Genomic DNA, 25,111 nt, shown 5'->3' on the forward strand with positions numbered 1-25,111 from the left:
TCCTAGGAATAAGTTTATATTTCTTACTAAAAATATTTATTAATTGTAAGTTATTACTTGTTTTTTAAAACAGGTAAAGTTAAATTTTTATGTGCTTTTTATTAAATTTGCATTTTTTTAATGAAAAGCTTTATTTTTTATGATTAAAAAAAATGATTTTTTGGATTGAATAAAAAGTGATTTTTTTTGAGCTCAATTTTTCATTTAATAGGAATAATTTGTATGTATGACGGGGGCTCACTGCGTTCTTTGCTTTTAATTTCTTAAAATTGGTAGAGTATAGACAGTATTATTGAGTTGAAACACTCTTTTAACTATGTAAATTATGGTTTTAAGTTGAATATAAATGATTGTCATGAAATATTAAATTTTAATCTATGTTTCCACTGTCAAATCGATATATTATAAGTGTTTTCCATTTTGCTTTTTTCGTTAATGCTATTTTTTTGAATTTTATATGGGCACATCAATTTGTTTTGTAGTAATCTCATTTTTTATGAGAGGTTTATTCTTTGCTACGGATTGTTTATTTTTTAGCTTGATTTCCTTATACGCGCTTATATTGAACTTAAAATTGTATCTGTTTGGATTGTTTTATGTAGATTTTTATCACCATATTTATTTTAAGGAAATGATGAAACTTGTAATCAATATTAAGTGTTATCTTAGTTTCTTACGAAAAATTTTCATTGTTATTTGGGATATTGATACTTGGCTTTTTTTGAGAAATAGGTGAGGGGGTTTAATGTAACTTTTAGGAATTGTGCGTTTTGTTAACTAAAGAAACTAGCGTGGGTTGTGTTTAATTTGAGATATTATTGACTAGTTTTAATTTTAAAAATTATTATCTGTTGTGTGTATAGCAAAAAAAAACTATACTCGTAAATGTTGATTTTACAAGTATAGTTTTTTGTTAAACGACTAGAAAGCTATATTTACTTTCTAAGATTATGTTATTTAGCTTCTTTGTCTAACAGCTTCATATAAGAAAGCGCCACAAGCAACAGAAACATTCAAAGAGCCAATAGTACCAAACATAGGTAATTTTGCTTTTTCATCAACAATTTTAAGAACAGAAGGGTTAATGCCTCTATCTTCAGATCCCATGATAATTGCCAAAGGTTCGTTTAGTGATAAATCGTAAATGTTTTTATCTGTTTTTTCAGTTGCGGCAACAGTTTTTATTCCGGATCCTTGAAGGTAAAATACAGCATCTTTAATATGTTCTACTTTGCATATTGGAACATTAAAAACGGCACCAGCCGATGTTTTAACGGTATCTCCATTTACAGGAGCTGAACCCGCTTTTTGAACAATAATTCCGTTTACTCCAGTGCATTCTGCTGTTCTAATAATGGCACCAAAATTTCTAGCATCAGATATTTGATCTAATATCAGGAATAATGGTTTTAATCCAGATTCTAGAGTCGATTCTACTAGATGCTCTATGTCGATAAAACCAATTGGAGATATGGTTGCGACAGCGCCTTGATGGTTATTTGGAGTTAAGCGATTTAGTTTTTCAACAGGTACATAAGAAAAATTAATATTAGCGCGTTTCATCACTTTCATTAAATCTTTCATTAATTCACCAGAAATTTCTTTTTGGATGAATACTTTGTCTACTTCTTTACCAGCTTGGATTGCTTCTATGATAGCTCTAATTCCAAATATTTGATGTTCTTTTTCCATAGTGCAAATATATAAAAAAAACCACCAACTTTCGTTGGTGGTTTCTTATTGTAATAGTGTCAAATAACACTTAAATAATACTAGTTTTTATCCCAGATTAATTTTGAATCTAGTTTGTCACCACCCATGTTTTTAGCAGCTTCGGCATAGTTTGCACCATTTAGAGTTGCTGAGTTAGTAGGGTATGTTAAACGAGTAGGTAAATCTGTTAATGGTTCTAATGGAACAAAAGTATATTCAACCTTTGAACCCACAGGAACATTTAGTGGATATTTTTGTCCTGGTTTTAATAAAGAAGAAGGAAAACCTGTTCTTCTGTATTCAGCCCAAGCTTCTGCTGGTTGCATAAACAAAGCAAGGTATTTTTGAGTCAATACATTTTCTTTACTTGGAGCAGCAACAGCTGCTAAGTAAGTATTAATCTTAGCATCCTCTACACCCCAACGTTCCATAGACGCTCTAATACCATTTTTGTAATTAGTATCACTCCATCCATTATTTTCAGCAAGTAAAAATTCTACTTCTGCATACTCCATTAGGATTTCAGTATAATTTTTCTTCAATACATTATAACTAAAAACAGAAGTGTTAGCTTTCTGTGTTGAAACTTCATCAGTAGCAAGACCGTAAGGCATACCTGCATACTTTGTTAAATCGTTAGTTTCTGCATAGGCTTGATCTCTAATGTCTAATAAACCAGCAGTAATAGGTGCAGCGTATTTTTGTAATCTTGGATCAATAATTCCAAAAACCCCAATTTTACCTTTTAATAAATCAATAAAAGTGTTTGCAACTCTGAAATCTGATCTGTTTTCTAAATAGAATCCTTTATAGAAAGGAGCAGGGTTTACGTTGTTGTTTTCGTATTGTAAACCTACACTGTCAGCATTACTTGTCATTACCCCAGAAGCTATTGCTTCTGTGATATGAGTAGCAGCTCCAGGTACAACTCCGTTTACTCTTGTTGCTATACGTAAACGTAAAGAGTTAGCGAATTTTTTAAGTTTCTCAGCGTCTCCATCAAAAAGATAATCTCCTTTTGTGAAAACTGGCTCGTTCAAAACCAACATCGCAACAGATTCTTTTAACTCTTTTAGAATATCTGTATAGATTTTTACTTGCGAAGCAAATTTTGGTGTATCAATACCTTTATCTAATTGTAATGCTTGAAAATCTGGATCGTTATTTCCGTATGAATAATAAGGAACATCCCCATAAGTATCAGCTAATAGTGAAAAAGTATAAGCTAGCATCACTCTTGCGGCTGCAATCTGGTTTTTATTATTACCATAAACTGCGTTTTTTGCAGCTGTTTCAGGAGCTATATTTGCATCGATTACTGTTTTGTAATCTCTAGCTGTCAAATACAAATCTGAGAAATAAGCATCTCTTGATGAAATTCTGAATTGGAATCTGTCCTCTTCAGTGTAAGTTGTTTGAGCAGAATATTGTACCCAAGGTAATGCTAGTCTTCCTGATGGGAAAACGCTCCTTGTATTATCCATTAAGTACTTGTTTGCATAATTGAAAATTCCATAAGCCGGGACCGTAACAATCTCTGGCTGGTTGGGACTTTTGTTTAATTCTTCTAATCCGTCACTACAGCTTACGGTAGTTGTCAGTAGGCCAAAAGCCATAACTGATAATAATGATATGAATATTTTTTTCATTTTGTCTTATTTTAGAATTTTAATTCTAGATTCATTCCGTATGTTCTAGTTGATGGTAAAGATCCACCTTCTATTCCTTGAACGTTTCCACTACCGTATGATGCCATTTCTGGATCCATTCCTTTCCAATCTAGGTTCCATGTAAAAAGATTTCTACCAAAGGCAGATAACTTAACTGCTGAGAAAGGACCTGTGTATTTTACTGGGAAACTGTAAGAGAACATAACTTCTCTTAATTTAATGTAGTCAGAACTGAAAACATTAAGTTTATCTATACCAGCAGAATAAGTTTTACCCCATTGAACACCAGTAAGTGATTTTGTGTTTGGGGTTCCGTCCGCTAATACACCTTCTAGAACTACCCCGTTTTCACGTACTCCGTTTGCTGCAGTTTCCTCAAGCATACCAGAGTACATTCCGTACATATGTGATGTTGAGAAGTAGCTTGCGCCTTTTTGCATGTCAAATAATGCGCTTAAACTGAAATTTTTGTATTTGAATGAGTTTCTAAGACCCATATTGTAGTCTGGAGTAGTCGAACCAAGTGCTTTTTGACCAGATGCTACGTATCTACCATTAGCTCCTATGATTTTATTTCCTTTGTCATCATAAGTGAAATCTGTTCCATAAATCTGACCGTATGGTTGACCAACTATTGCGTACAATGAAGCACGGAATGGTGCAGTTTGTAATAGTAATGATTGTGCACCTCCAGATAATTCTAATAGTTTGTTCTCATTTTTAGCAAAGTTCCATGTAACATCCCATGAGAAATCTTGAGTTCTTACTGGTGTAACTGTTATAGTTGTTTCAAATCCTTTGTTTTGTAATTTTCCTGCATTTTTATAATAACTAGTGTTACCAGTAGCAGAGAAAGTTTCTACAGGAGTTATTAAGTCTTCAGTTACAACATCGTAGTAAGATGCGTCTATACCAACTCTTCTGTTAAATAAGCTTAATTCTAAACCGATTTCTTTAGTAGTTTTTAATTCAGGTACTAAATATTTGTTGTTACCTCTGTTTGGATTACTGTATCTAGGATCTCCTTGGAAAGGGGTAAATACGTCAGCGTAGTCTGCTAAATTGTATGCAGATGTAGCGTTTCCTGCTTGAGCCCAACCTCCTCTTAATTTACCGTAGTTAAGCCATGAAGAGTTTTTCATTAATTCAGAGAAAACAAAACTTCCTGTAAATGAAGCGTAATTAACATCTTTATATGTTGTACTAAACCAGTCATTTCTGTCTGTTGCCTCTAAAAATAGCATATCATTATATCCGATAGAAACAAAACCATAGATACTGTTTGTTTGGCTATTTGTATCGGTGTTTTTTGCTAGAGCACTTTCAACACTGTTTGAAAGGTTGTATAAGTTAGCTAAACTAAGTCCTCCTACAGTTTCTCCGCTTAATAGTGAGTAATTAGATACTCTTTTGTTAACCCCTGCAAATGAACTGATGCTGAATTTACCAAAACGTTTGTCATAATGAATACGAGCTTCGTAGTTAAAATCACTTAAAGTACGTGTAGTCGATTTGAAACTTGATGTAGCTTGAGAACCTACTGCTACTCTTTCGTTAATGTTTAAAGTGTACATGTCTCCGTAAACGTTACCAACTAAATACAAATCAGGAGTTATGTTGTAGGTAAGTTTAGCATTACCATACAAACGATTTCTCGTGTCATCAGAAGTGTTTTCGTTCATAATCCAATATGGATTATCTGAGTATAATGGTGTTCCATCATTCCATGCAGTTCTGTTCCAAGATCTTTGGCTTCCGTCTGCTAACTTGTAATTTTTTAAATCATTGAAATCTAGTTGTCTTTGTCCCCATTGATAGAATTTTTGAGCTACTGAATTGTCTCCGTATCCTACTTCAGGTCTGTTGAATCCTTTAGTTTGTACAAAAGTCATCATTCCTTCAATTTTAAACTTGTCTCCAAGTTTAGAATTTGCATTAATCGAGAAGGTGTTTTTCTTAAGTGAAGAATTCGGTGTTATACCTTCAGTCTGTTGGTTGCTATAAGAAAGTCTAAAATTGCTATCTTGAGTAGATGTTAAGTAAGATAAAGAGTTGGTTTTAGTTGTACCTACTCTAAAGAATGAATCTACATCATTTGCAGAAGCTGTCCATGATCTTTCTTTTAAATAATCATTTGCAAATTCTTTATCAAAAGCATTCCAAGGTAAGTATTTTACGTTTGGATCAAACTTTGGTCCCCAGCTTTCATCTACATCATATTCTGCTAGGTTGTAAGTTTTTCCATCAATAACTTGAGTTTTGAAAGTTGACATAGAACCTCCACCATATGATCTTTGTAAATTTGGTCTGATGTTTATAGATTCCATCGTTAGACCTGTATTGAAAGAGAACTCGCTTTTACCGCCTTTTTTCTTTCCAGATTTAGTAGTGTATAAGATAGCACCATTACCTGCTCTACTTCCGTATAATGCAGCAGCTGGCCCACCTTTTAATACAGTTACAGATTCAATGTCGTCTGGGTTAATATCCGCAGAAGCATCTCCGTAATCTCTACCTCCACGACCACTTGTGGTGTTGGCATCATTGTAGTTTCCGTTATCTAATGGGATTCCGTCAACTACGATAAGTGGTTTGTTTTCTCCTGTAACAGATCCAACACCTCTTAAGATAACTCTTGTAGAACCACCCATTGTAGATGGAGCAGTAACTTGAAGACCAGCAACGTTTCCAGATAAAGCAGAAACAGCATTGGTAGTTCCACCTTCACTGATTATTTCACCTTTTACATCTTGAGCAGAGTATCCAAGTGATTTTTTCTCTCTTTTGATCCCTAATGCAGTAGTAATAACAACGCTTTCTAATTCTACTGAATCATCGGCCAGTTTCACATTGATTACTGAAGAACTTGCAGCTATTTCTTGGGTTTTCATCCCAATGTAGCTAAATACCAAAACTTGGCTTGAAGAAGCTTTGATAGAATATTTTCCATCAAAATCGGTTTGTGTTCCGGTTTTAGTTCCTTTGACCAATACACTCACGCCTGGTAATGGCATGCCCGCATTGTCGGAAATAGTCCCTGAAACAACTCTTTCTTGCGCAAAAGTAAGTTGCGCGACTAGTACTAAGAATAGCACTAAGAATCCATTGAACTTTAGTTTCATTTTTAAATATTTTGAATTAGTATCGCAAAACTCTTAATAATTTGTTAACTTTCCTAGTAAATAAAAATATTTTTTTGTTAAATACTAAAATTTAACATTATAACTTATGTTTATGATAGTGTTGTTTAATTGTAAATTTTGCGTCTTAGTGCTTCCGTTTGTCGTGGCGATTTTTAATAATCCATTTGTAGTTTGTATGGTGACTCCAATGCCAATTCCTATTAATTTTTTGATTTCTTTTTGATTGATATTGTTTGTTAAGTCTTGGTATATACCGTAATCAGCTATAGAATTGATGTATAGATTTTGTGAAACTAAGTATCTGTATTCTGTAAGAATTAGACAATTAAAATTTGCTTGTAGGCTATTTTCTGAAAATCCACGAATTGAATTTATGCCTCCAAATCTTAATAATTCATTGATGATATAGTTGTCGCTTTTTAAGATAAAATTCTGTGAATTTATGTTAATGTAATTCTTTTCGTTTAGCTTAAAATTGTAGTTTATGTTAAACGAGCTGTAAAATTGCTTGCTGTTTTTTGCAGTTTCAGGCTCGTTATTTGTGTTTCTTTTGCCATAGCCGACTATGTAGTTTATGTGTGCTTTTTCTGGAAATAGATTGTTGTTGTAGTTTGTTTTTTTGTAATTGTAGTTTATTGTGGTGTATGAGTTTTTGTAATCACTGATTGTTGAGTTGTTTGTATTCTGTATGTCGCTTGATTCCGTAGATTGGTAGCCTAAGTATATTTTTGAGTTATAGTTGATATAGTATCCAAGGTTAATTGCGGTTTTGCTATTCTGAAAAGTGCTGTCTTGTTTAAAGATGTTTAGTTGGGCTTTTATTCCTAATGGGGTTTTGAAAATGTATGGGATCTCTAAACTTGTGTTAAAAGTCTTTTGTTGGCTTCCGTCGCTTTTCCAGTATAAGGAGAATTTTTCTCCAGCATGAAGGGTATTGAGTAAGGTGATGTCTAAGTATCCATTAAATGTTACTTTTTTGCTTTCGCTGTTTGTGAAGCCGATATAGCCATCAAAGGTGTTTGCTTTTCTTTTTTCAATATAAATATAGATTTTGGTGGAATCATTCGTGAAAAGTATTTCTGGGTATTTGGTTTGAGAGACAAATTCGTAATTGTTTATGTCTTGGTAGAGTTGTTTTATGGATTCTTGGTTGAAGGTTTTATTGTTGTATTTTTTGTTAAGTTGTTTTAGGTGGCCTTTAGGAAAAAAATTTGATTGGTTGTTTTGTGTGAAGTTTAATATGATTGAGTTTATTTCTCTTTTCTTCTTGTTTTTGAAATCTAGATTAGCGTAAAGAGTGTTTTTTTTATGTTGGATGTTTGTTAGTTTTAAATTTGTAAAAGAATAGCCTAGCTGCTCAAGTTGGTTTAGTTTTGTGTTTAATAGTGATTCGATTTCTTCGTACGGAATTATGAGGGTATCTTCTTTTATGTTAGGGAATACTGTTTTTAAAATTGTGTTTTCTTTGTCTATATATATATGTATGAAATTTATTTTCTTCTTTAGGCTGAATCTGATGATGTATAAGCTGTCGTTTATGTGATCGTTTGATGTTATTTTGTTGTCAATATAGCCTTTCGCTGAAAGTTTTTCTGAGAATAATTGTATCTCATCAGTGATGGATTTGACGGTTTTGTGTTTTTTTAAATATGGGATGGAGTCTATGATTTTTTCGTCTAAATTATTTTCTCCAGCTATCTTTAATTCAAAATGTTGTGCACGACATTGTAAACTTAAAGTCATTATTAGAAAAAAAGTGAAAAGTGTTTTCAAGTTTTAAAAGTGTTTTATTAAAAATAATACAAATATCTAATCTTTGAGATTAAAATCATAAGGTTAAATAATCTTATTGAAAATTAATGCATTAACGTTTGTATAGTGAAAAATATTTTATACATTTGCAACCCCGTAAAAAGCGGGAATTTAATATACATAATAAATTTTTAGTATTAATTATGCCAACAATTCAACAATTAGTAAGAACAGGAAGAACTCAGATGACTAAGAAGAGTAAATCGGTTGCTTTAGATTCTTGTCCTCAAAGAAGAGGGGTTTGTACGCGTGTTTACACTACTACACCAAAAAAACCAAACTCTGCAATGCGTAAAGTAGCGCGTGTACGTTTGACAAATGGTAATGAGGTAAATGCTTACATCCCTGGAGAAGGACACAATTTACAAGAGCACTCGATAGTATTAGTTAGAGGCGGAAGGGTAAAAGATTTACCAGGTGTTAGATATCATATCGTTCGTGGAGCGCTTGACACGTCAGGAGTTGCAGGAAGAACGCAAAGAAGATCTAAGTACGGTGCTAAACGCCCAAAAGAAGCAAAAAAGTAATTTAAACTTTTAAAAAAAAGACATGAGAAAAAGAGCGGCAAAGAAAAGACCACTTTTACCAGATCCGAGGTTTAATGACCAGTTGGTAACGCGTTTTGTGAATAACTTAATGTGGGACGGTAAGAAATCTACAGCTTTTAAAGTATTTTATGATGCAATTGACATCATTGAATCTAAAAAGCAAGATTCAGAAAAATCATCATTAGAAATCTGGAAAGATGCTTTAACTAATGTTATGCCTCACGTAGAAGTACGTAGTCGTAGAGTTGGTGGAGCTACATTCCAAATTCCAATGCAAATCAGACCAGATCGTAAGATTTCTATGGCAATGAAGTGGTTAATACTTTATTCTAGAAGAAGAAATGAAAAATCTATGGCTCAAAGGTTGGCTTCAGAATGTTTAGCTGCGGCTAAAGAAGAAGGAGCGGCTGTTAAGAAGAGAATGGATACTCATAAGATGGCTGAAGCTAATAAAGCATTCTCTCACTTTAGATTTTAATTCATAAGAAATGGCTAGAGATTTAAAATATACAAGAAATATAGGGATTGCTGCGCATATTGATGCTGGTAAAACAACAACTACAGAGCGTATCCTTTTTTATACAGGGAAAACACATAAAATTGGTGAGGTGCATAATGGTGCTTCAACAATGGACTGGATGGAGCAAGAAGCGGAAAGAGGTATTACAATTACTTCTGCAGCTACAACTTGTGAGTGGAGTTTTCCAACAGAGCAAGGTAAGGCTTTGCCAGAATCAAAACCATATCATTTTAATATTATTGATACTCCGGGACACGTTGACTTTACTGTAGAGGTAAATCGTTCTTTACGTGTACTTGATGGGTTGGTTTTCTTGTTTAGTGCTGTTGATGGTGTTGAGCCTCAATCAGAAACTAACTGGAGACTTGCTGATCAATATAGAGTTCCTCGTATGGGATTTGTTAATAAAATGGATAGACAAGGTTCTAACTTTTTGAATGTGTGTCAGCAAGTTAGAGATATGTTGAAGTCTAATGCAGTTGCAATCACTTTGCCAATCGGTGAAGAGAATGATTTCAAAGGTGTGGTTGATTTGGTTAAGAATCAAGCTATTATTTGGCATGATGAAACTCAAGGAGCTACTTTTGATATCGTGCCTATCCCTGAGGATATGCTTGCAGAGGTAAAAGAATTTAGATCTATACTTATTGAGGCGGTTGCTGACTATGATGAGAATCTTCTTGATAAATACATGGAAGATGAGAATTCTATTACTGAAGAAGAGATTAATAATGCTTTAAGAGCTGCTACTATAGATATGGCAATCATTCCGATGCTTGCTGGTTCTTCTTTTAAAAATAAAGGAGTTCAGTTTATGTTAGATGCTGTTTGTAAGTATTTGCCGTCTCCTATGGATAAAGAAGGTATTGAGGGTATTCATCCTGATGATGCTGAATTGTTAGAGGAAGATCAAAAGAAGATTATTCGTCGTCCTGATGTAAAAGAGCCATTCGCTGCTTTAGCATTTAAAATTGCTACTGATCCTTATGTTGGTCGTTTAGCTTTCTTCCGTGCTTATTCAGGTCGTTTAGATGCGGGTTCATATATTTTGAATACTCGTTCTGGAAATAAAGAAAGAATTTCTCGTATCTACCAAATGCATGCTAATAAGCAAAATCCTATCGAGTATATCGAGGCTGGAGATATTGGTGCGGCAGTTGGGTTTAAGGATATTAAGACTGGAGATACAATGTGTGATGAAAAACACCCAATTATTCTTGAGTCAATGAAATTCCCTGCTCCAGTAATTGGTATTGCAATTGAGCCTAAAACTAAAGCTGATGTGGATAAAATGGGTATGGCTTTAGCTAAATTAGCTGAGGAAGATCCAACTTTTACAGTTAGAACGGATGAGGCTTCGGGGCAAACAATTATATCAGGTATGGGTGAGCTTCACTTGGATATCTTGATTGATCGTATGAAACGTGAGTTTAAAGTTGAAGTGAACCAAGGTGAGCCTCAAGTTGAATATAAAGAAGCGTTTACTAAAACTGCTACGCATAGAGAAACATATAAGAAACAATCAGGAGGTCGTGGTAAATTCGGAGATATCGTATTTACACTTGGGCCAGCTGATGAAGTTGATGGTAAAGTTCCTGTAGGATTGCAGTTTATTAATGCTGTAAAAGGTGGTAACGTTCCTAAGGAATATATTCCATCTGTAGAAAAAGGTTTCCGTGAAGCTATGAAAACTGGTCCTTTAGCAGGATACCAAGTAGATAGTTTAAAAGTGACTTTAACTGATGGATCTTTCCACCCTGTCGATTCAGATGCGCTTTCTTTTGAGCTTGCAGCTAGAATGGGGTATAGAGAAGTGGCTAAAGCTGCAGGAGCAATCATTCTTGAGCCAATCATGAAAATGGAAGTTATTACACCAGAGGAAAACATGGGAGATATCGTAGGTGATATTAACCGTCGTAGAGGTCAGGTTAATGACATGGGTGATAGAAATGGTGCTAAAACTATCAAGGCTGATGTGCCTTTGTCAGAGATGTTTGGATATGTAACAACATTAAGAACGCTTTCATCTGGTAGAGCAACATCTACAATGGAATTTTCACACTACGCTGAAACGCCTTCTAATATTTCAGAAGCAGTTATCAAAAAAGCAAAAGGAAACGCTTAATCTTTAAGAAAATGAGTCAAAAAATCAGAATAAAACTAAAATCTTACGATCACATGTTGGTGGATAAATCTGCTGAAAAGATTGTAAAAACAGTTAAGAGTACCGGTGCTGTTGTAACAGGTCCAATTCCGTTGCCAACACATAAAAAACTTTTCACTGTACTACGTTCTCCGCACGTTAACAAAAAAGCGAGAGAGCAATTTGAAGTAATGTCATATAAGAGATTAATTGATATTTATTCATCTTCATCTAAAACTATTGATGCTTTAATGAAACTTGAATTGCCAAGTGGAGTAGAAGTTGAGATCAAAGTTTAAGTAGTTCAAGAGTAAAAAAGGACGCTGTTTTTAAGCGAAAAATATTTTTTTGGTTTGTGTGTAAATAAGTTATACTTTTGCACCTCTTAAAAAATAGGATTCGGTTAAAAGCTGCGTTCTATATTTATATTTAATAATTAATAATTAATATTTATGTCTGGGTTAATTGGTAGAAAAATCGGCATGACTAGTATTTTTGATGAAAACGGGAAAAATATTCCTTGTACAGTAATCGAGGCTGGTCCATGCGTTGTTACCCAAGTCAGAACCAAAGGTGTTGACGGGTACGAAGCGTTGCAACTTGGTTTCGATGACAAAAACGAGAAACATTCCACAAAAGCGGCTTTAGGTCACTTTAAAAAAGCGGGAACTGTAGCTAAGAAAAAAGTCGTTGAATTCCAAGATTTCGCAACAGAGCAAAAATTAGGAGATCTTATTGATGTTTCTATTTTTTCTGAAGGAGAATTTGTAGATGTACAAGGTGTGTCTAAAGGTAAAGGTTTTCAAGGGGTTGTAAAACGTCACGGTTTTGGTGGTGTTGGTCAAGCAACTCACGGTCAACACAACCGTTTAAGAGCGCCAGGTTCTGTGGGAGCTTCTTCTTATCCATCTAGAGTATTCAAAGGAATGCGTATGGCTGGAAGAATGGGAGGAGACAATGTAAAAGTTCAAAACCTTAGAGTTTTAAAAGTAGTTGCTGAAAAGAACTTACTAGTTATTAAAGGATGTGTTCCTGGTCATAACAACTCTTATGTAATCATTCAGAAGTAATGGAAGTAAAAGTATTAGATTTCAACGGAAAAGATACTGGGAGAAAAGTTCAACTTTCTGATTCAGTATTCGCAATTGAACCAAATAATCACGCTGTATATCTTGATGTTAAACAATATTTAGCAAATCAAAGACAAGGTACTCACAAAGCTAAAGAAAGAGCTGAAGTAGCGGGAAGTACGCGTAAGATTAAAAAACAAAAAGGAACAGGTACTGCTCGTGCGGGTAGTATTAAAAACCCTTTGTTTAAAGGTGGTGGAACAGTTTTTGGACCAAGACCAAGAAGTTATTCATTTAAATTGAATAAAAACTTGAAGAGATTGGCTAGAAAATCAGCTTTCTCTATTAAAGCAAAAGAAGCAAGTATTGTTGTTTTGGAAGACTTTAATTTTGAAACACCAAACACTAAAAATTTCATTAACGTTTTGAAAGCTTTAGGGTTAGAAAATAAAAAATCTCTATTTGTGTTGGGAGAGTCAAATAAAAATGTATATTTGTCGTCACGCAATTTGAAAGCTTCTAATGTTGTAAGTAGTTATGAATTAAGCACTTACGCTATTCTAAATGCTAATAATTTAGTGTTATTGGAGAGCTCTTTAGAGGTAATTGAAGAAAATTTAAGCAAATAATAGGAATATGAGCATCATAATTAGACCTATAGTAACTGAAAAAGTAACCAAGGAAAGTGAAGTTTTGAATCGCTTCGGTTTTGTTGTTGACAAAAAAGCAAATAAAGTTCAGATTAAGAAAGCTGTTGAAGCTACTTATGGAGTAACTATTTTGAGTGTTAACACAATGAATGTAAGACCGGATAGAACTACAAAATACACAAAAAGTGGTTTGATCAGCGGAAAGACAAATGCAATCAAAAAAGCAATTGTTCAAGTACAAGAAGGAGAAACAATTGATTTTTACAACAATATCTAAGATAGAAAAATGTCAGTAAGAAAATTAAAACCTATTACCCCAGGTCAGCGATTTAGAGTTGTGAATGGTTATGACGCCATTACAACTGATAAGCCGGAACGCTCTTTGATAGCGCCGATAAAAAACTCTGGAGGTAGAAATAGTCAAGGAAAGATGACCATGCGTTATACGGGTGGTGGTCACAAGCAGAGATATCGTATTATTGATTTTAAACGTACAAAAGAAGGAATTCCAGCTACAGTGAAATCGATCGAATATGATCCAAATCGTACTGCATTTATCGCTTTATTAGCTTATGCTGATGGAGAGAAAACGTATGTAATTGCTCAAAACGGATTGAAAGTTGGTCAGAAATTAGTTTCTGGTCCAGAATCTCAACCTGAAATTGGAAATACATTGCCTTTAAGCAGAATTCCTTTAGGAACTGTTATTTCTTGTATCGAATTGAGACCAGGTCAAGGAGCAGTAATTGCTCGTTCAGCTGGAACATTTGCTCAATTGATGGCGAGAGATGGAAAATATGCTACAATTAAAATGCCATCTGGTGAAACAAGATTGATCTTGTTAACTTGTGCAGCTACAATTGGAGCAGTATCTAATTCAGACCACCAATTAGTTGTATCTGGTAAAGCAGGTAGAACAAGATGGTTAGGAAGAAGACCTAGAACAAGACCTGTTGCAATGAACCCTGTTGATCACCCAATGGGTGGTGGAGAAGGACGTTCTTCTGGTGGACATCCACGTTCAAGAAATGGAATACCAGCTAAAGGTTATAGAACTCGTTCTAAGAAAAACCCGAGTAACAAGTATATCGTAGAACGTAGAAAGAAATAATTAAGATATGGCACGTTCATTAAAAAAAGGACCTTTCGTTCATTATAAGTTAGACAAGAAAGTTCAAGAAAACGTAGAAAGTGGTAAAAATGCAGTTGTTAAGACTTGGTCTAGAGCTTCTATGATTACTCCAGATTTCGTTGGACAAACTATCGCAGTTCATAACGGTCGTCAATTTGTACCAGTTTACGTAACAGAAAACATGGTAGGTCACAAATTAGGAGAATTTTCACCAACTAGATCTTTTAGAGGTCATGCTGGAGCAAAAAATAAAGGTAAAAAATAAGAAGCAATGGGAGTTCGTAAAAGAGAAACAGCAGATGCGAGAAAAGAGGCTAATAAGTCTATTGCTTTCGCAAAATTGAATAACTGCCCTACTTCACCTAGAAAAATGCGCTTAGTAGCGGACTTGGTAAGAGGTCAGAAGGTAGAAAGAGCACTTAACATTTTAAGATTTAGTTCTAAAGAAGCTTCAAGAAAATTAGAGAAACTATTATTATCTGCAATCAATAACTGGGAGCAAAAAAATAGTGAAGGTAATTTAGAAGAAGCTGGATTATTTGTTAAGGAGATCAGAGTAGATGGTGGAATGATGTTAAAAAGACTTCGTCCAGCTCCACAAGGTCGTGCACACAGAATAAGAAAACGTTCTAATCACGTTACAATCGTGCTTGGAGCTATCAATAACACACAAAGCAATTCTTAAGCAGCATGGGACAAAAGACAAATCCAATTGGAAATAGACTTGGTATCATCAGAGGGTGGGACTCAAACTGGTATGGTGGAAATGATTACGGTGATAAACTTGCCGAAGATCACAAAATCAGAAAGTATATCCACGCTCGTTTATCAAAAGCTAGTGTATCAAAAGTAATCATCGAGAGAACTTTGAAACTTGTAACCGTTACTATCACTACTGCTAGACCTGGTATTATTATCGGAAAAGGTGGTCAAGAGGTAGACAAGTTAAAAGAAGAACTTAAGAAAATTACAGACAAAGAGGTTCAAATTAACATCTTTGAAATTAAAAGACCTGAATTAGATGCTTATCTTGTGGCGACAAGCATCGCACGTCAAATTGAAAGTCGTATTTCTTACAGACGTGCAATCAAAATGGCTATTGCTGCTTCTATGCGTATGAACGCTGAAGGTATCAAAGTTTTGATTTCAGGACGTTTGAATGGAGCTGAAATGGCACGTTCAGAAGGTTTCAAAGAAGGTAGAATTCCTCTATCAACTTTCAGAGCTGATATTGATTATGCACTTGCAGAAGCTCACACTACTTACGGTAGAATGGGAATCAAAGTGTGGATCATGAAAGGTGAAGTTTATGGAAAGAGAGATCTTTCTCCACTTGCTGGAATGGATAAAAAACAAGCTGGTGGTGGAAAAGGTGGAGATGCTCCTCGTGGCAAATCTAACTTTAATAAAGGTTCAAAACCAGACGCTCGTAAAAGAAAGTAAATTTTTAAACTAAAGAAAAATGTTACAGCCTAAAAGAACAAAATACCGTAAGGTACAAAAAGGTAAAATGAAAGGAAATTCTCAAAGAGGATTTGAGCTTTCTAATGGAATGTTTGGTATTAAATCTGTACATGAAGATGGAATGTTCTTAACTTCTCGTCAAATCGAAGCTGCGCGTATTGCTGCAACTCGTTTCATGAAAAGAGAAGGACAATTATGGATCAAAATATTTCCAGACAAACCAATCACTAAGAAACCTCTTGAAGTACGTATGGGTAAAGGTAAAGGTGCAGTAGAATATTGGGCTGCAGTTGTTAAACCCGGAAGAATAATGTTTGAAGTTGGAGGAGTTCCATTGTCAGTTGCAAAAGAGGCTTTACGTCTTGCAGCACAAAAACTTCCAGTAAAAACTAAGTTCGTTGTTGCTAGAGATTTCGAAGCATAATTTATAATATATTATGAAACAATCAGAAATAAAAGATCTTTCTGCAGCGGAGTTGCAAGAAAAACTTAGTCAAACTAAGAAGATATATGCTGACCTAAAAATGGCCCACGCTATTTCTCCAATTGAGAACCCACTTCAAATTAGAAGTGTAAGAAGAACAGTTGCAAGATTGGCTACAGAGTTAACTAAAAGAGAGTTACAATAATTGTATTCTGCTGAAAGATGGAAGAAAAAAGAAATTTAAGAAAAGAAAGAATTGGTGTTGTTACTTCAAATAAAATGGACAAGTCTATTGTTATTGCTGAAGTAAGAAAAGTAAAACACCCATTATACGGTAAGTTCGTGTTGAAAACAAAGAAATACGTTGCACACGACGAAACAAACGACTGTAACATTGGAGATACTGTAAGAATTAGCGAAACGCGTCCTTTAAGTAAATCAAAATGTTGGAGATTAGTTGAAATCTTAGAAAGAGCTAAATAATTATGGTACAACAAGAATCAAGACTAAAAGTAGCAGATAACACGGGAGCAAAAGAAGTTTTAACTATCCGTGTTTTAGGAGGTACCAAAAGAAGGTATGCCTCTGTTGGTGACAAGATTGTAGTTTCTATCAAAGATGCAACTCCTAACGGAAACGTTAAAAAAGGAGCTGTTTCAACTGCAGTTGTTGTACGTACCAAAAAAGAAGTGAGAAGAGCTGATGGTTCTTATATCCGTTTCGATGATAATGCATGTGTTCTATTGAACGCTGCAGGGGAAATGAGAGGAACTCGTGTTTTTGGTCCGGTAGCAAGAGAACTTCGTGAAAAACAATTCATGAAAATTGTATCATTAGCACCAGAAGTGCTTTAATTCGTTTTAAGATGATAAAGCTAAAAATAAAATCAGGAGATATCGTAAGAGTAATTGCTGGAGACCATAAAGGTTCAGAAGGTAAAGTTTTACGTGTTTACCGTGAGAAAAATAAAGCGATAGTTGAAGGTGTAAACATGGTTTCGAAACATACAAAACCAAGTGCTAAAAACCCTCAAGGTGGTATCGTTAAGAAAGAAGCTTCTATACAAATATCTAACATTTCACTAATTGATCCTAAAACTAAGGAAGCAACTAGAGTTGGTATTAGAGTAGAAGGAGATAAGAAAGTAAGATTTTCAAAAAAATCTAATCAAGTACTATAGTAATGGCATATACACCTAGACTAAAAGAAGAATATAAGAGTAGAGTAATCTCTGCTCTTAAAGAGGAATTCGGATACACAAACGTAATGCAAGTTCCTAAATTGGAAAAAATCGTTTTGAGCCGTGGAGTTGGTGCAGCTGTATCTGATAAAAAACTTATTGACTATGCAGTTGATGAGTTAACAAAGATCACTGGACAGAAAGCAGTATCTACTATTTCAAAGAAAGACGTTGCGTCATTCAAATTGAGAAAAGGGATGCCGATTGGTGCAAAAGTTACTTTACGTGGTGAAAGAATGTATGAGTTTTTAGATAGACTTATTACTTCTGCTTTACCACGTGTAAGAGATTTTAGTGGTATCAAAGCTACTGGTTTTGATGGAAGAGGTAATTACAACCTTGGAGTTTTAGAGCAAATCATTTTCCCAGAAATTGATATTGATAAAGTAAACAAAATTTCAGGAATGGATATTACTTTTGTTACAACTGCTCAAACAGACAAAGAAGCAAAGTCATTATTGGCTGAATTAGGTTTACCTTTTAAAAAGAATTAAGACATGGCTAAAGAATCAATGAAAGCCCGTGAGGTGAAAAGAGAGAAAACGGTAGCTAAGTATGCTGAGAAAAGAAAAGCTTTGAAAGAAGCTGGAGATTTTGAAGGTTTACAAAAATTACCTAAAAATGCTTCACCAGTTCGTTTGCACAACCGTTGTAAATTAACAGGTAGACCAAGAGGTTATATTCGTCAATTTGGTATTTCACGTGTAACTTTCCGTGAGATGGCTAATAATGGATTAATTCCTGGAGTTAAAAAGGCGTCTTGGTAATCTCGCAATAAGTTATTACTTTTGCAAACCAAAAAATAATTTTAATTGATTAAAGGTTCGGGAGACGAGTGTCTCCCGAAAACCATAATCGCAATCAAATACATATGTATACAGATCCTATTGCAGATTATTTGACGAGAGTTCGTAACGCTGTGGCTGCAAACCACAAAGTTGTTGAAATTCCGGCATCTAATCTAAAAAAAGAAATAACTAAGATCTTATTTGATCAAGGTTATATCTTGAGTTACAAATTTGAGGACAACGCCGTTCAGGGTTCAATCAAAATCGCTTTGAAGTATGATAAAGATACTAAAGAGTCGGTAATTAAAGATATCCAAAGAATTAGTAAACCAGGTTTGCGTAAATATGCAGGTGCTGCTAACTTACCAAGAATCCTTAACGGATTAGGAATTGCTATTGTTTCTACATCAAAAGGTTTGATGACAGGAAAACAAGCTAAGCAATTAAATGTAGGTGGTGAAGTAATCTGTTACGTATACTAATTATAAAGACTATATAAGATGTCAAGAATAGGTAAAAATCCAATTGTAATCCCTGCTGCTACGACTGTTGAAGTTAAAGATGGTATTATTACAGTAAAAGGAAAGAATGGTCAACTTACTCAGGAGTTTTCGGACGTAACTGTTACAGTTGAAGGCGATCAAGTATTAGTAGAAAGATCGTCTGATCACAAAGATCACAGAGCAAAACACGGACTTTACAGATCATTAATCAATAATATGATTGTTGGTGTAAATGAAGGGTTTACTAAATCTTTAGAGTTGGTTGGGGTAGGTTATAGAGCTTCAAACCAAGGACAAAAGTTAGATTTAGCTCTTGGATATTCTCACAATATTGTTTTAGAAATTGCTCCTGAAGTAGTTTTAGAGACAATATCTGAAAAAGGTAAAAACCCTATCGTAAAATTAACATCAATTGATAAACAACTTTTAGGTCAGGTTGCGGCAAAAATTAGAGGTTTCCGTAAGCCAGAACCATATAAAGGTAAAGGTGTTAAATTTGTAGGTGAAGTATTAAGAAGAAAAGCAGGTAAATCAGCTTAAAAAATAAGATTATGTCATTAACAAAATCTGATAGAAGACAGAGAATTAGATTCAGAATTAGAAAAACGATTAGTGGTTATGCTGCTAAACCAAGACTATCTGTATTTAGAAGTAACAAAGAAATTTACGCACAACTTATTGATGACGTAAACGGTGTTACTTTATTTGCTGCATCTTCAAGAGAAAAAGAAATAGGTAAAGGTACGAACGTAGAAATTGCAAACGCAGTTGGAAAACTTGTTGCAGAAAAAGCGTTAAAAGCTGGGATTGATACAGTAACTTTCGATAGAGGAGGATACTTATATCACGGTCGTATTAAATCATTAGCAGAAGGCGCAAGAGCGGCTGGACTTAAATTCTAATATATTATGTCTAAATACAAAAATGTAGAATTGGTAAAACCAAGTGGTCTTGAACTTAAAGATCGTCTGGTAAGTGTTAATCGTGTTACTAAAGTTACAAAAGGTGGTAGAGCTTTCGGTTTTTCTGCTATTGTAGTTGTAGGTGATGAAAATGGAGTTGTAGGACATGGATTAGGAAAATCTAAAGATGTTTCTGAAGCAATTGCGAAAGCAGTAGAAGATGCTAAGAAAAATTTAGTTAAAATTCCTTTGAATGGACAATCAGTTCCTCACGAACAAAAAGGTAAATTTGGTGGTGCACGTGTATTCTTAATTCCTGCGTCTCATGGTACAGGAGTTATTGCTGGTGGAGCTGTTCGTTCAGTTCTTGAATCAGTAGGTATTCACGATGTATTATCTAAATCTCAAGGATCATCAAATCCTCATAACGTAGTTAAAGCAACTTTTGATGCTTTATTACAAATGAGAAGCGCTTATACTGTTGCAAAACAAAGAGGTGTTTCTTTAGAAAAAGTTTTTAAAGGTTAATTCAAGGAAATTATGGCTAAATTATTAGTAAAACAAGTAAGAAGCAAAATCAACTGTCCTCTTTCTCAAAAAAGAGGTTTGGAAGCTTTAGGTCTACGTAAAATGGGACAAGTTGTAGAGCATGATTCAAATCCTGCTATCCTTGGGATGATAAACAAAGTTAAACACTTAGTTTCTGTTGAAGAAGCTAAATAACAAATACTGTTATGAATTTAAGTAACTTACAACCAGCTGAAGGGTCAACGCACAATCAAAATAAAAGATTAGGTAGAGGAGAAGGTTCAGGAAAAGGTGGTACTTCTGCAAGAGGTCACAAAGGAGCAAAATCTCGTTCTGGTTATTCTAAAAAGATTGGATTTGAAGGAGGGCAAATGCCACTTCAAAGACGTGTACCTAAGTTTGGTTTCACAAACATCAACCGTAAAGAATACGAAGGTGTAAATTTAGATACGCTTCAATTATTAGTAGACAATGGTATTATTACAGACTCTGTTGATATGACAGTTTATGTGGCTAATCGTCTAGCTACCAAAAATGAAATCGTTAAGATTTTAGGTAGAGGAGAGTTGAAAGCAAAATTAAAAGTAACTGCTCACAAATTTACTGCTACTGCAAAAGCTGCTATTGAAGCTGCTGGTGGAGAGGCTGTAACAATATAATTTTTCTATTGTATGAAGAAATTTATTGAATCAATAAGTAATGTTTGGAAAATCGAAGAACTAAAAAATAGAATCTTAATTACTTTAGGACTTCTTTTAGTATATCGTTTTGGAGCACACGTTACGCTTCCTGGAATTGATGCAACGCAATTGACTGGATTAGCGGGACAAACAAAAAATGGTTTAGGATCTATTCTAGACATGTTCACCGGAGGTGCATTCTCTAAAGCTTCAGTTTTTGCTTTAGGTATTATGCCTTATATTTCAGCGTCTATTGTTGTACAGTTAATGGGAATTGCGATTCCGTATTTACAAAAACTTCAAAATGATGGGGAGAGCGGTAGAAAAAAAATTAATCAGATAACACGTTGGTTAACTATTGTTATTACACTAGTTCAAGGACCAACTTACATCTATAATTTATATAGAACATTACCTAGTAGTGCATTCTTACTAGGTTTTAATTCTTTTGAGTTTTTATTTTCTTCTGTGATAATTTTGGTTACAGGTACAATTTTTGCCATGTGGTTAGGAGAGAAAATTACAGATAAAGGTATTGGAAATGGAATTTCATTGTTGATTATGGTTGGTATATTAGCTCGTTTTCCACAAGCTTTTATTCAAGAATTTACAACCAGAGTTACCAATAACAATGGAGGACCAATGTTATTAGTTATTGAAATTATTATTTGGTTATTAGTAATCATTTCTTGTGTACTGTTAATTATGGCAGTTCGTAAAATCCCTGTACAATACGCTCGTCGTACAACTTCAGGTGATTATGAGCAAGATTTGATGGGAGGAAATAGACAATGGATTCCACTTAAGCTTAATGCTTCTGGGGTTATGCCGATTATTTTTGCTCAAGCAATTATGTTTATTCCTGCGGCTGTAGCTGGATTATCAAAATCAGACGCATCACAATCAATTGTAGGTACTTTTAGTAATATGTTTGGATTCTGGTATAACTTTGTGTTTGCAACTTTAATTGTTGTATTTACTTTCTTTTATACTGCGATCACAGTACCTACTAATAAGATGTCTGATGACTTAAAGAGAAGTGGTGGTTTTATTCCAGGTGTTAGACCAGGAGTTGAAACTTCAGATTTTCTTGATAAAGTAATGTCTTTAATAACTTTCCCAGGATCTTTATTCCTTGCTTTGATTGCTGTGTTCCCAGCCATTGTTGTAAGTTTTATGGATGTACAACAATCTTGGGCAATGTTTTTTGGAGGTACCTCGTTAATAATTATGGTTGGTGTTGCAATAGATACTATTCAACAAATCAATTCATACTTGTTAAACAAACATTATGATGGTTTAATGAAGACTGGTAAAAATAGAAAAGCAGTAGCTTAATTTTTATATGGCAAAACAATCAGCAATAGAACAAGACGGATCAATCATTGAAGCATTATCAAATGCGATGTTCCGTGTAGAATTAGAAAATGGACATATTGTAATTGCTCATATTTCTGGAAAAATGCGTATGCATTACATCAAATTATTACCTGGTGATAAAGTGAAACTAGAAATGAGCCCTTACGACTTGTCAAAAGCAAGAATTACTTATAGATATTAAAGGATATTCACTATGAAAGTTAGAGCATCAGTAAAAAAGAGAAGTCCCGAGTGCATCATTGTGCGTAGAAAAGGGAGATTGTACGTAATAAACAAAAAGAATCCTAGATTTAAACAAAGACAAGGATAATTATGGCAAGAATAGCAGGGGTAGATATCCCAAAAAATAAGAGAGGTGTTATAGCACTTACCTATATCTTTGGATTAGGGAGAAGTAGAGCTATTGAGATTTTAGAAAAAGCTCAAGTAAGCCAAGATAAAAAAGTTCAAGAGTGGAATGATGATGAGATCGGAGCAATTCGTGAAGCAGTATCATCTTTTAAAATTGAAGGAGAATTACGTTCTGAAGTTTCTTTAAACATCAAACGTTTAATGGATATTGGTTGTTATAGAGGTATCCGTCATAGATCTGGTCTTCCATTAAGAGGACAAAGAACTAAAAACAACTCTAGAACAAGAAAAGGTAAAAGAAAAACTGTTGCTAACAAGAAAAAAGCAACTAAATAATAAGTAATATGGCTAAAGCAACTGCAAAAAAACGTAAAGTTATCGTTGAATCAACGGGTGAAGCTCATATTTCTGCCACTTTCAACAACATTATCATTTCTTTGACTAATAAGAAAGGTGAAGTTATTTCTTGGTCTTCAGCTGGTAAGATGGGTTTCAGAGGTTCTAAAAAGAATACTCCGTACGCAGCTCAAATGGCAGCAGAAGATTGTAGTAAAGTAGCTCTTGAGGCAGGACTTAAAAAAGTTAAAGTTTATGTAAAAGGACCAGGAAACGGACGTGAGTCTGCTATCCGTTCTATTCATAACGGTGGAATTGAAGTTACAGAGATTATCGATGTTACTCCAATGCCTCACAACGGATGTCGTCCTCCTAAAAGACGTAGAGTTTAATACTCAAAAAATATAGTATAACCTAGATTGAAAATAGATTATCGAAGGATAAGACCTGAATTCATAATCTCAATCTTAAACAATTTAAAATGGCAAGATATACTGGTCCAAGCACAAGAATCGCTCGTAAATTTGGCGAAGCAATCTTCGGAGATGACAAATCTTTCGAAAAAAGAAATTACCCACCTGGACAACACGGGATGGCTAAAAAAAGAGGAAAAAAATCTGAGTATGCTGTTCAGTTAATGGAGAAGCAAAAAGCTAAATATTCTTACGGAATTTTAGAAAAACAATTCAGAAATTTATTCGAAAAAGCATCAGCTACTAAAGGAGTTACTGGTGAGGTTTTATTACAATTATGTGAAGCAAGACTTGATAATGTAGTTTTTAGAATGGGTATTGCTCCTTCTAGAAGAGGTGCACGTCAAATCGTATCTCACAGACACGTTACAGTAAACGGTGAAGTTGTTAATATTCCTTCTTACCACCTTAAGCCTGGTGATAAAGTTGCTGTTCGTGAAAAATCTAAATCTTTAGAAGCTATCGAACGTTCTTTATCTAATTCAAGTCATGTTTATGAATGGATTACTTGGAATAATGATCTTAAAGAAGGGACTTTTGTTTCTGTACCTGCGAGACTTCAAATTCCAGAAAACATTAAAGAACAATTAATCGTAGAGTTGTACAACAAATAATAATTGACTTAGTCGAAATTTATGGCAATATTTAATTTTCAAAAGCCCGATAAAGTTATCATGATCGATTCAACCGATTTTGAAGGTAAATTCGAATTTAGACCTTTAGAACCTGGTTATGGATTGACTGTTGGTAATGCACTTAGAAGAGTTTTGCTTTCAGCATTAGAAGGTTATGCAATTACATCCGTTCGCATTGAAGGTGTAGATCATGAGTTTTCTACTATCTCAGGTGTTGTTGAAGATGTTACCGAAATTATCCTTAATCTTAAACAAGTTCGTTTCAAACGCCAAATTGAAGATATCGATAATGAATCAGTTACTATTTCTGTTTCTGGTAAAGATCAATTAACAGCAGGTGATTTTCAAAAATTTATTTCAGGTTTCCAAGTACTGAATCCAGACCTTGTTATCTGTAATTTAGATAGTAAAATTAAACTGAATTTCGATTTAACGATCGAAAAAGGTAGAGGATACGTTCCTGCTGAGGAGAACAAAAAACAGAATGCTGCAATTGGAACTATTTTTACAGATTCAATTTTTACTCCGGTAAAAAATGTAAAATACGCAATTGAAAACTTCCGTGTTGAGCAAAAGACAGATTACGAAAAATTAGTTTTTGAAATCAAAACTGATGGATCTATTAATCCTAAAGATGCCCTTACTGAAGCTGCTAAAGTTTTAATTCACCACTTCATGTTATTCTCTGACGAAAGAATTACACTCGAGGCTGACGAAATTGCACAAACAGAATCGTATGATGAAGAGTCATTACATATGAGACAATTGCTTAAAACTAAGCTTGTTGATATGGATTTATCTGTGAGAGCATTAAATTGCTTGAAAGCGGCTGAAGTTGATACACTTGGTGATTTAGTATCGTTCAATAAAAATGACCTAATGAAATTCCGTAATTTTGGTAAAAAATCTTTAACTGAACTTGATGAACTTGTTGCAGTTAAGAATTTAACTTTCGGAATGGATTTAGCTAAATACAAACTAGATAAAGAATAATCTAATTCGCTTA

At 34.2% G+C, this 25,111-nt stretch carries 35 protein-coding genes; 31 read left to right on the forward strand and 4 right to left on the reverse strand.

Going from position 1 to position 25,111, the window contains the following annotated elements; translation table 11 throughout:
• Window positions 1-957: 957 nt before the first annotated feature.
• From rlmB to LPB87_RS04260, 4 genes are all read right to left on the reverse strand, one after another.
• A complete protein-coding gene (rlmB, locus tag LPB87_RS04245) occupies window positions 958-1,692 on the reverse strand; it encodes a 23S rRNA (guanosine(2251)-2'-O)-methyltransferase RlmB (protein WP_129539796.1) in 735 nt (244 codons plus the stop codon).
• Window positions 1,693-1,772: 80 nt separating this feature from the next.
• Window positions 1,773-3,362 carry a SusD/RagB family nutrient-binding outer membrane lipoprotein gene (locus tag LPB87_RS04250; protein WP_230605060.1) on the reverse strand — a complete coding sequence of 530 codons (1,590 nt, stop codon included), beginning with the start codon at window positions 3,360-3,362 and terminating at the stop codon, window positions 1,773-1,775.
• 11 nt (window positions 3,363-3,373) lie between these two features.
• Window positions 3,374-6,505, reverse strand: coding sequence for a SusC/RagA family TonB-linked outer membrane protein (locus tag LPB87_RS04255; RefSeq protein ID WP_230605061.1), 3,132 nt, complete (start codon window positions 6,503-6,505; stop codon window positions 3,374-3,376).
• 84 nt (window positions 6,506-6,589) lie between these two features.
• Complete coding sequence (locus tag LPB87_RS04260; RefSeq protein WP_230605062.1) at window positions 6,590-8,269, reverse strand: hypothetical protein; 1,680 nt, start codon at window positions 8,267-8,269, stop codon at window positions 6,590-6,592.
• Between the two features lie 212 nt (window positions 8,270-8,481).
• Between LPB87_RS04260 and rpsL the strand changes: the two genes are divergently transcribed.
• From rpsL to LPB87_RS04415, 31 genes are all read left to right on the forward strand, one after another.
• On the forward strand, window positions 8,482-8,865 hold the full coding sequence (rpsL, locus tag LPB87_RS04265; RefSeq protein WP_022828353.1) for a 30S ribosomal protein S12: 384 nt from the start codon (window positions 8,482-8,484) through the stop codon (window positions 8,863-8,865).
• 22 nt (window positions 8,866-8,887) lie between these two features.
• The gene (gene rpsG, locus LPB87_RS04270) at window positions 8,888-9,364 is read left to right on the forward strand and encodes a 30S ribosomal protein S7 (protein WP_007803600.1); all 477 of its coding nucleotides are present in this window, start codon (window positions 8,888-8,890) and stop codon (window positions 9,362-9,364) included.
• A 10-nt stretch (window positions 9,365-9,374) separates the two neighbouring features.
• Entirely contained in the window at window positions 9,375-11,531 is a 2,157-nt protein-coding gene (fusA, locus tag LPB87_RS04275; protein WP_129539792.1) for an elongation factor G, read from the forward strand.
• Between the two features lie 11 nt (window positions 11,532-11,542).
• Window positions 11,543-11,848: a 30S ribosomal protein S10 gene (gene rpsJ, locus LPB87_RS04280; protein WP_011963470.1), complete on the forward strand. Its 306-nt coding sequence runs from the start codon at window positions 11,543-11,545 to the stop codon at window positions 11,846-11,848.
• Window positions 11,849-12,001: 153 nt separating this feature from the next.
• On the forward strand, window positions 12,002-12,619 hold the full coding sequence (gene rplC / locus LPB87_RS04285; RefSeq protein ID WP_035619642.1) for a 50S ribosomal protein L3: 618 nt from the start codon (window positions 12,002-12,004) through the stop codon (window positions 12,617-12,619).
• Complete coding sequence (gene rplD, locus LPB87_RS04290; RefSeq protein WP_035619641.1) at window positions 12,619-13,248, forward strand: 50S ribosomal protein L4; 630 nt, start codon at window positions 12,619-12,621, stop codon at window positions 13,246-13,248. The genes rplC and rplD overlap by 1 nt, the downstream gene beginning before the upstream one ends.
• A gap of 7 nt (window positions 13,249-13,255) precedes the next feature.
• On the forward strand, window positions 13,256-13,546 hold the full coding sequence (gene rplW, locus LPB87_RS04295) for a 50S ribosomal protein L23 (protein ID WP_129539791.1): 291 nt from the start codon (window positions 13,256-13,258) through the stop codon (window positions 13,544-13,546).
• A gap of 9 nt (window positions 13,547-13,555) precedes the next feature.
• Window positions 13,556-14,380: a 50S ribosomal protein L2 gene (gene rplB / locus LPB87_RS04300; protein ID WP_035619640.1), complete on the forward strand. Its 825-nt coding sequence runs from the start codon at window positions 13,556-13,558 to the stop codon at window positions 14,378-14,380.
• Between the two features lie 7 nt (window positions 14,381-14,387).
• Window positions 14,388-14,666 carry a 30S ribosomal protein S19 gene (gene rpsS / locus LPB87_RS04305; RefSeq protein WP_008464288.1) on the forward strand — a complete coding sequence of 93 codons (279 nt, stop codon included), beginning with the start codon at window positions 14,388-14,390 and terminating at the stop codon, window positions 14,664-14,666.
• 6 nt (window positions 14,667-14,672) lie between these two features.
• Entirely contained in the window at window positions 14,673-15,086 is a 414-nt protein-coding gene (rplV, locus tag LPB87_RS04310; protein ID WP_007803631.1) for a 50S ribosomal protein L22, read from the forward strand.
• Window positions 15,087-15,091: 5 nt separating this feature from the next.
• A complete protein-coding gene (rpsC, locus tag LPB87_RS04315; RefSeq protein WP_035619639.1) occupies window positions 15,092-15,844 on the forward strand; it encodes a 30S ribosomal protein S3 in 753 nt (250 codons plus the stop codon).
• 19 nt (window positions 15,845-15,863) lie between these two features.
• Complete coding sequence (gene rplP, locus LPB87_RS04320) at window positions 15,864-16,289, forward strand: 50S ribosomal protein L16 (protein ID WP_039111738.1); 426 nt, start codon at window positions 15,864-15,866, stop codon at window positions 16,287-16,289.
• A 13-nt stretch (window positions 16,290-16,302) separates the two neighbouring features.
• Complete coding sequence (gene rpmC, locus LPB87_RS04325; protein ID WP_007803639.1) at window positions 16,303-16,494, forward strand: 50S ribosomal protein L29; 192 nt, start codon at window positions 16,303-16,305, stop codon at window positions 16,492-16,494.
• A 17-nt stretch (window positions 16,495-16,511) separates the two neighbouring features.
• Window positions 16,512-16,772 carry a 30S ribosomal protein S17 gene (gene rpsQ, locus LPB87_RS04330; protein ID WP_129539790.1) on the forward strand — a complete coding sequence of 87 codons (261 nt, stop codon included), beginning with the start codon at window positions 16,512-16,514 and terminating at the stop codon, window positions 16,770-16,772.
• Window positions 16,773-16,774: 2 nt separating this feature from the next.
• A complete protein-coding gene (gene rplN / locus LPB87_RS04335; RefSeq protein WP_007803649.1) occupies window positions 16,775-17,143 on the forward strand; it encodes a 50S ribosomal protein L14 in 369 nt (122 codons plus the stop codon).
• 11 nt (window positions 17,144-17,154) lie between these two features.
• Window positions 17,155-17,469, forward strand: coding sequence for a 50S ribosomal protein L24 (gene rplX / locus LPB87_RS04340; protein ID WP_035619636.1), 315 nt, complete (start codon window positions 17,155-17,157; stop codon window positions 17,467-17,469).
• Window positions 17,470-17,471: 2 nt separating this feature from the next.
• Window positions 17,472-18,023 carry a 50S ribosomal protein L5 gene (rplE, locus tag LPB87_RS04345; RefSeq protein WP_035619635.1) on the forward strand — a complete coding sequence of 184 codons (552 nt, stop codon included), beginning with the start codon at window positions 17,472-17,474 and terminating at the stop codon, window positions 18,021-18,023.
• 3 nt (window positions 18,024-18,026) lie between these two features.
• Window positions 18,027-18,296 carry a 30S ribosomal protein S14 gene (gene rpsN / locus LPB87_RS04350; RefSeq protein ID WP_007803655.1) on the forward strand — a complete coding sequence of 90 codons (270 nt, stop codon included), beginning with the start codon at window positions 18,027-18,029 and terminating at the stop codon, window positions 18,294-18,296.
• A 104-nt stretch (window positions 18,297-18,400) separates the two neighbouring features.
• Window positions 18,401-18,799 carry a 30S ribosomal protein S8 gene (rpsH, locus tag LPB87_RS04355; protein ID WP_129539789.1) on the forward strand — a complete coding sequence of 133 codons (399 nt, stop codon included), beginning with the start codon at window positions 18,401-18,403 and terminating at the stop codon, window positions 18,797-18,799.
• 18 nt (window positions 18,800-18,817) lie between these two features.
• On the forward strand, window positions 18,818-19,360 hold the full coding sequence (gene rplF, locus LPB87_RS04360) for a 50S ribosomal protein L6 (RefSeq protein WP_129539788.1): 543 nt from the start codon (window positions 18,818-18,820) through the stop codon (window positions 19,358-19,360).
• Window positions 19,361-19,371: 11 nt separating this feature from the next.
• Window positions 19,372-19,722 carry a 50S ribosomal protein L18 gene (gene rplR / locus LPB87_RS04365; RefSeq protein ID WP_129539787.1) on the forward strand — a complete coding sequence of 117 codons (351 nt, stop codon included), beginning with the start codon at window positions 19,372-19,374 and terminating at the stop codon, window positions 19,720-19,722.
• A gap of 3 nt (window positions 19,723-19,725) precedes the next feature.
• Window positions 19,726-20,250, forward strand: coding sequence for a 30S ribosomal protein S5 (gene rpsE, locus LPB87_RS04370; RefSeq protein WP_085950271.1), 525 nt, complete (start codon window positions 19,726-19,728; stop codon window positions 20,248-20,250).
• 12 nt (window positions 20,251-20,262) lie between these two features.
• Window positions 20,263-20,445 carry a 50S ribosomal protein L30 gene (rpmD, locus tag LPB87_RS04375; protein ID WP_017495010.1) on the forward strand — a complete coding sequence of 61 codons (183 nt, stop codon included), beginning with the start codon at window positions 20,263-20,265 and terminating at the stop codon, window positions 20,443-20,445.
• 11 nt (window positions 20,446-20,456) lie between these two features.
• Window positions 20,457-20,909 (forward strand): 50S ribosomal protein L15, encoded by a 453-nt coding sequence (rplO, locus tag LPB87_RS04380; RefSeq protein WP_039111735.1) that lies wholly within the window; start codon window positions 20,457-20,459, stop codon window positions 20,907-20,909.
• A gap of 12 nt (window positions 20,910-20,921) precedes the next feature.
• A complete protein-coding gene (gene secY / locus LPB87_RS04385; RefSeq protein WP_129539786.1) occupies window positions 20,922-22,268 on the forward strand; it encodes a preprotein translocase subunit SecY in 1,347 nt (448 codons plus the stop codon).
• A gap of 7 nt (window positions 22,269-22,275) precedes the next feature.
• Window positions 22,276-22,491 carry a translation initiation factor IF-1 gene (infA, locus tag LPB87_RS04390; protein WP_007136545.1) on the forward strand — a complete coding sequence of 72 codons (216 nt, stop codon included), beginning with the start codon at window positions 22,276-22,278 and terminating at the stop codon, window positions 22,489-22,491.
• A gap of 12 nt (window positions 22,492-22,503) precedes the next feature.
• Window positions 22,504-22,620, forward strand: a complete 117-nt coding sequence (ykgO, locus tag LPB87_RS04395) for a type B 50S ribosomal protein L36 (RefSeq protein ID WP_072945378.1) — start codon at window positions 22,504-22,506, stop codon at window positions 22,618-22,620.
• 2 nt (window positions 22,621-22,622) lie between these two features.
• The gene (gene rpsM / locus LPB87_RS04400) at window positions 22,623-22,997 is read left to right on the forward strand and encodes a 30S ribosomal protein S13 (RefSeq protein WP_129539785.1); all 375 of its coding nucleotides are present in this window, start codon (window positions 22,623-22,625) and stop codon (window positions 22,995-22,997) included.
• Window positions 22,998-23,005: 8 nt separating this feature from the next.
• Entirely contained in the window at window positions 23,006-23,389 is a 384-nt protein-coding gene (rpsK, locus tag LPB87_RS04405; protein WP_007803677.1) for a 30S ribosomal protein S11, read from the forward strand.
• A gap of 89 nt (window positions 23,390-23,478) precedes the next feature.
• On the forward strand, window positions 23,479-24,084 hold the full coding sequence (gene rpsD, locus LPB87_RS04410) for a 30S ribosomal protein S4 (protein WP_035619621.1): 606 nt from the start codon (window positions 23,479-23,481) through the stop codon (window positions 24,082-24,084).
• A gap of 21 nt (window positions 24,085-24,105) precedes the next feature.
• Complete coding sequence (locus tag LPB87_RS04415) at window positions 24,106-25,098, forward strand: DNA-directed RNA polymerase subunit alpha (protein ID WP_008464329.1); 993 nt, start codon at window positions 24,106-24,108, stop codon at window positions 25,096-25,098.
• The last annotated feature ends 13 nt before the right edge of the window (window positions 25,099-25,111 follow it).

Source organism: Flavobacterium sp. EDS (assembly GCF_020991525.1).
Taxonomy (GTDB): domain Bacteria; phylum Bacteroidota; class Bacteroidia; order Flavobacteriales; family Flavobacteriaceae; genus Flavobacterium.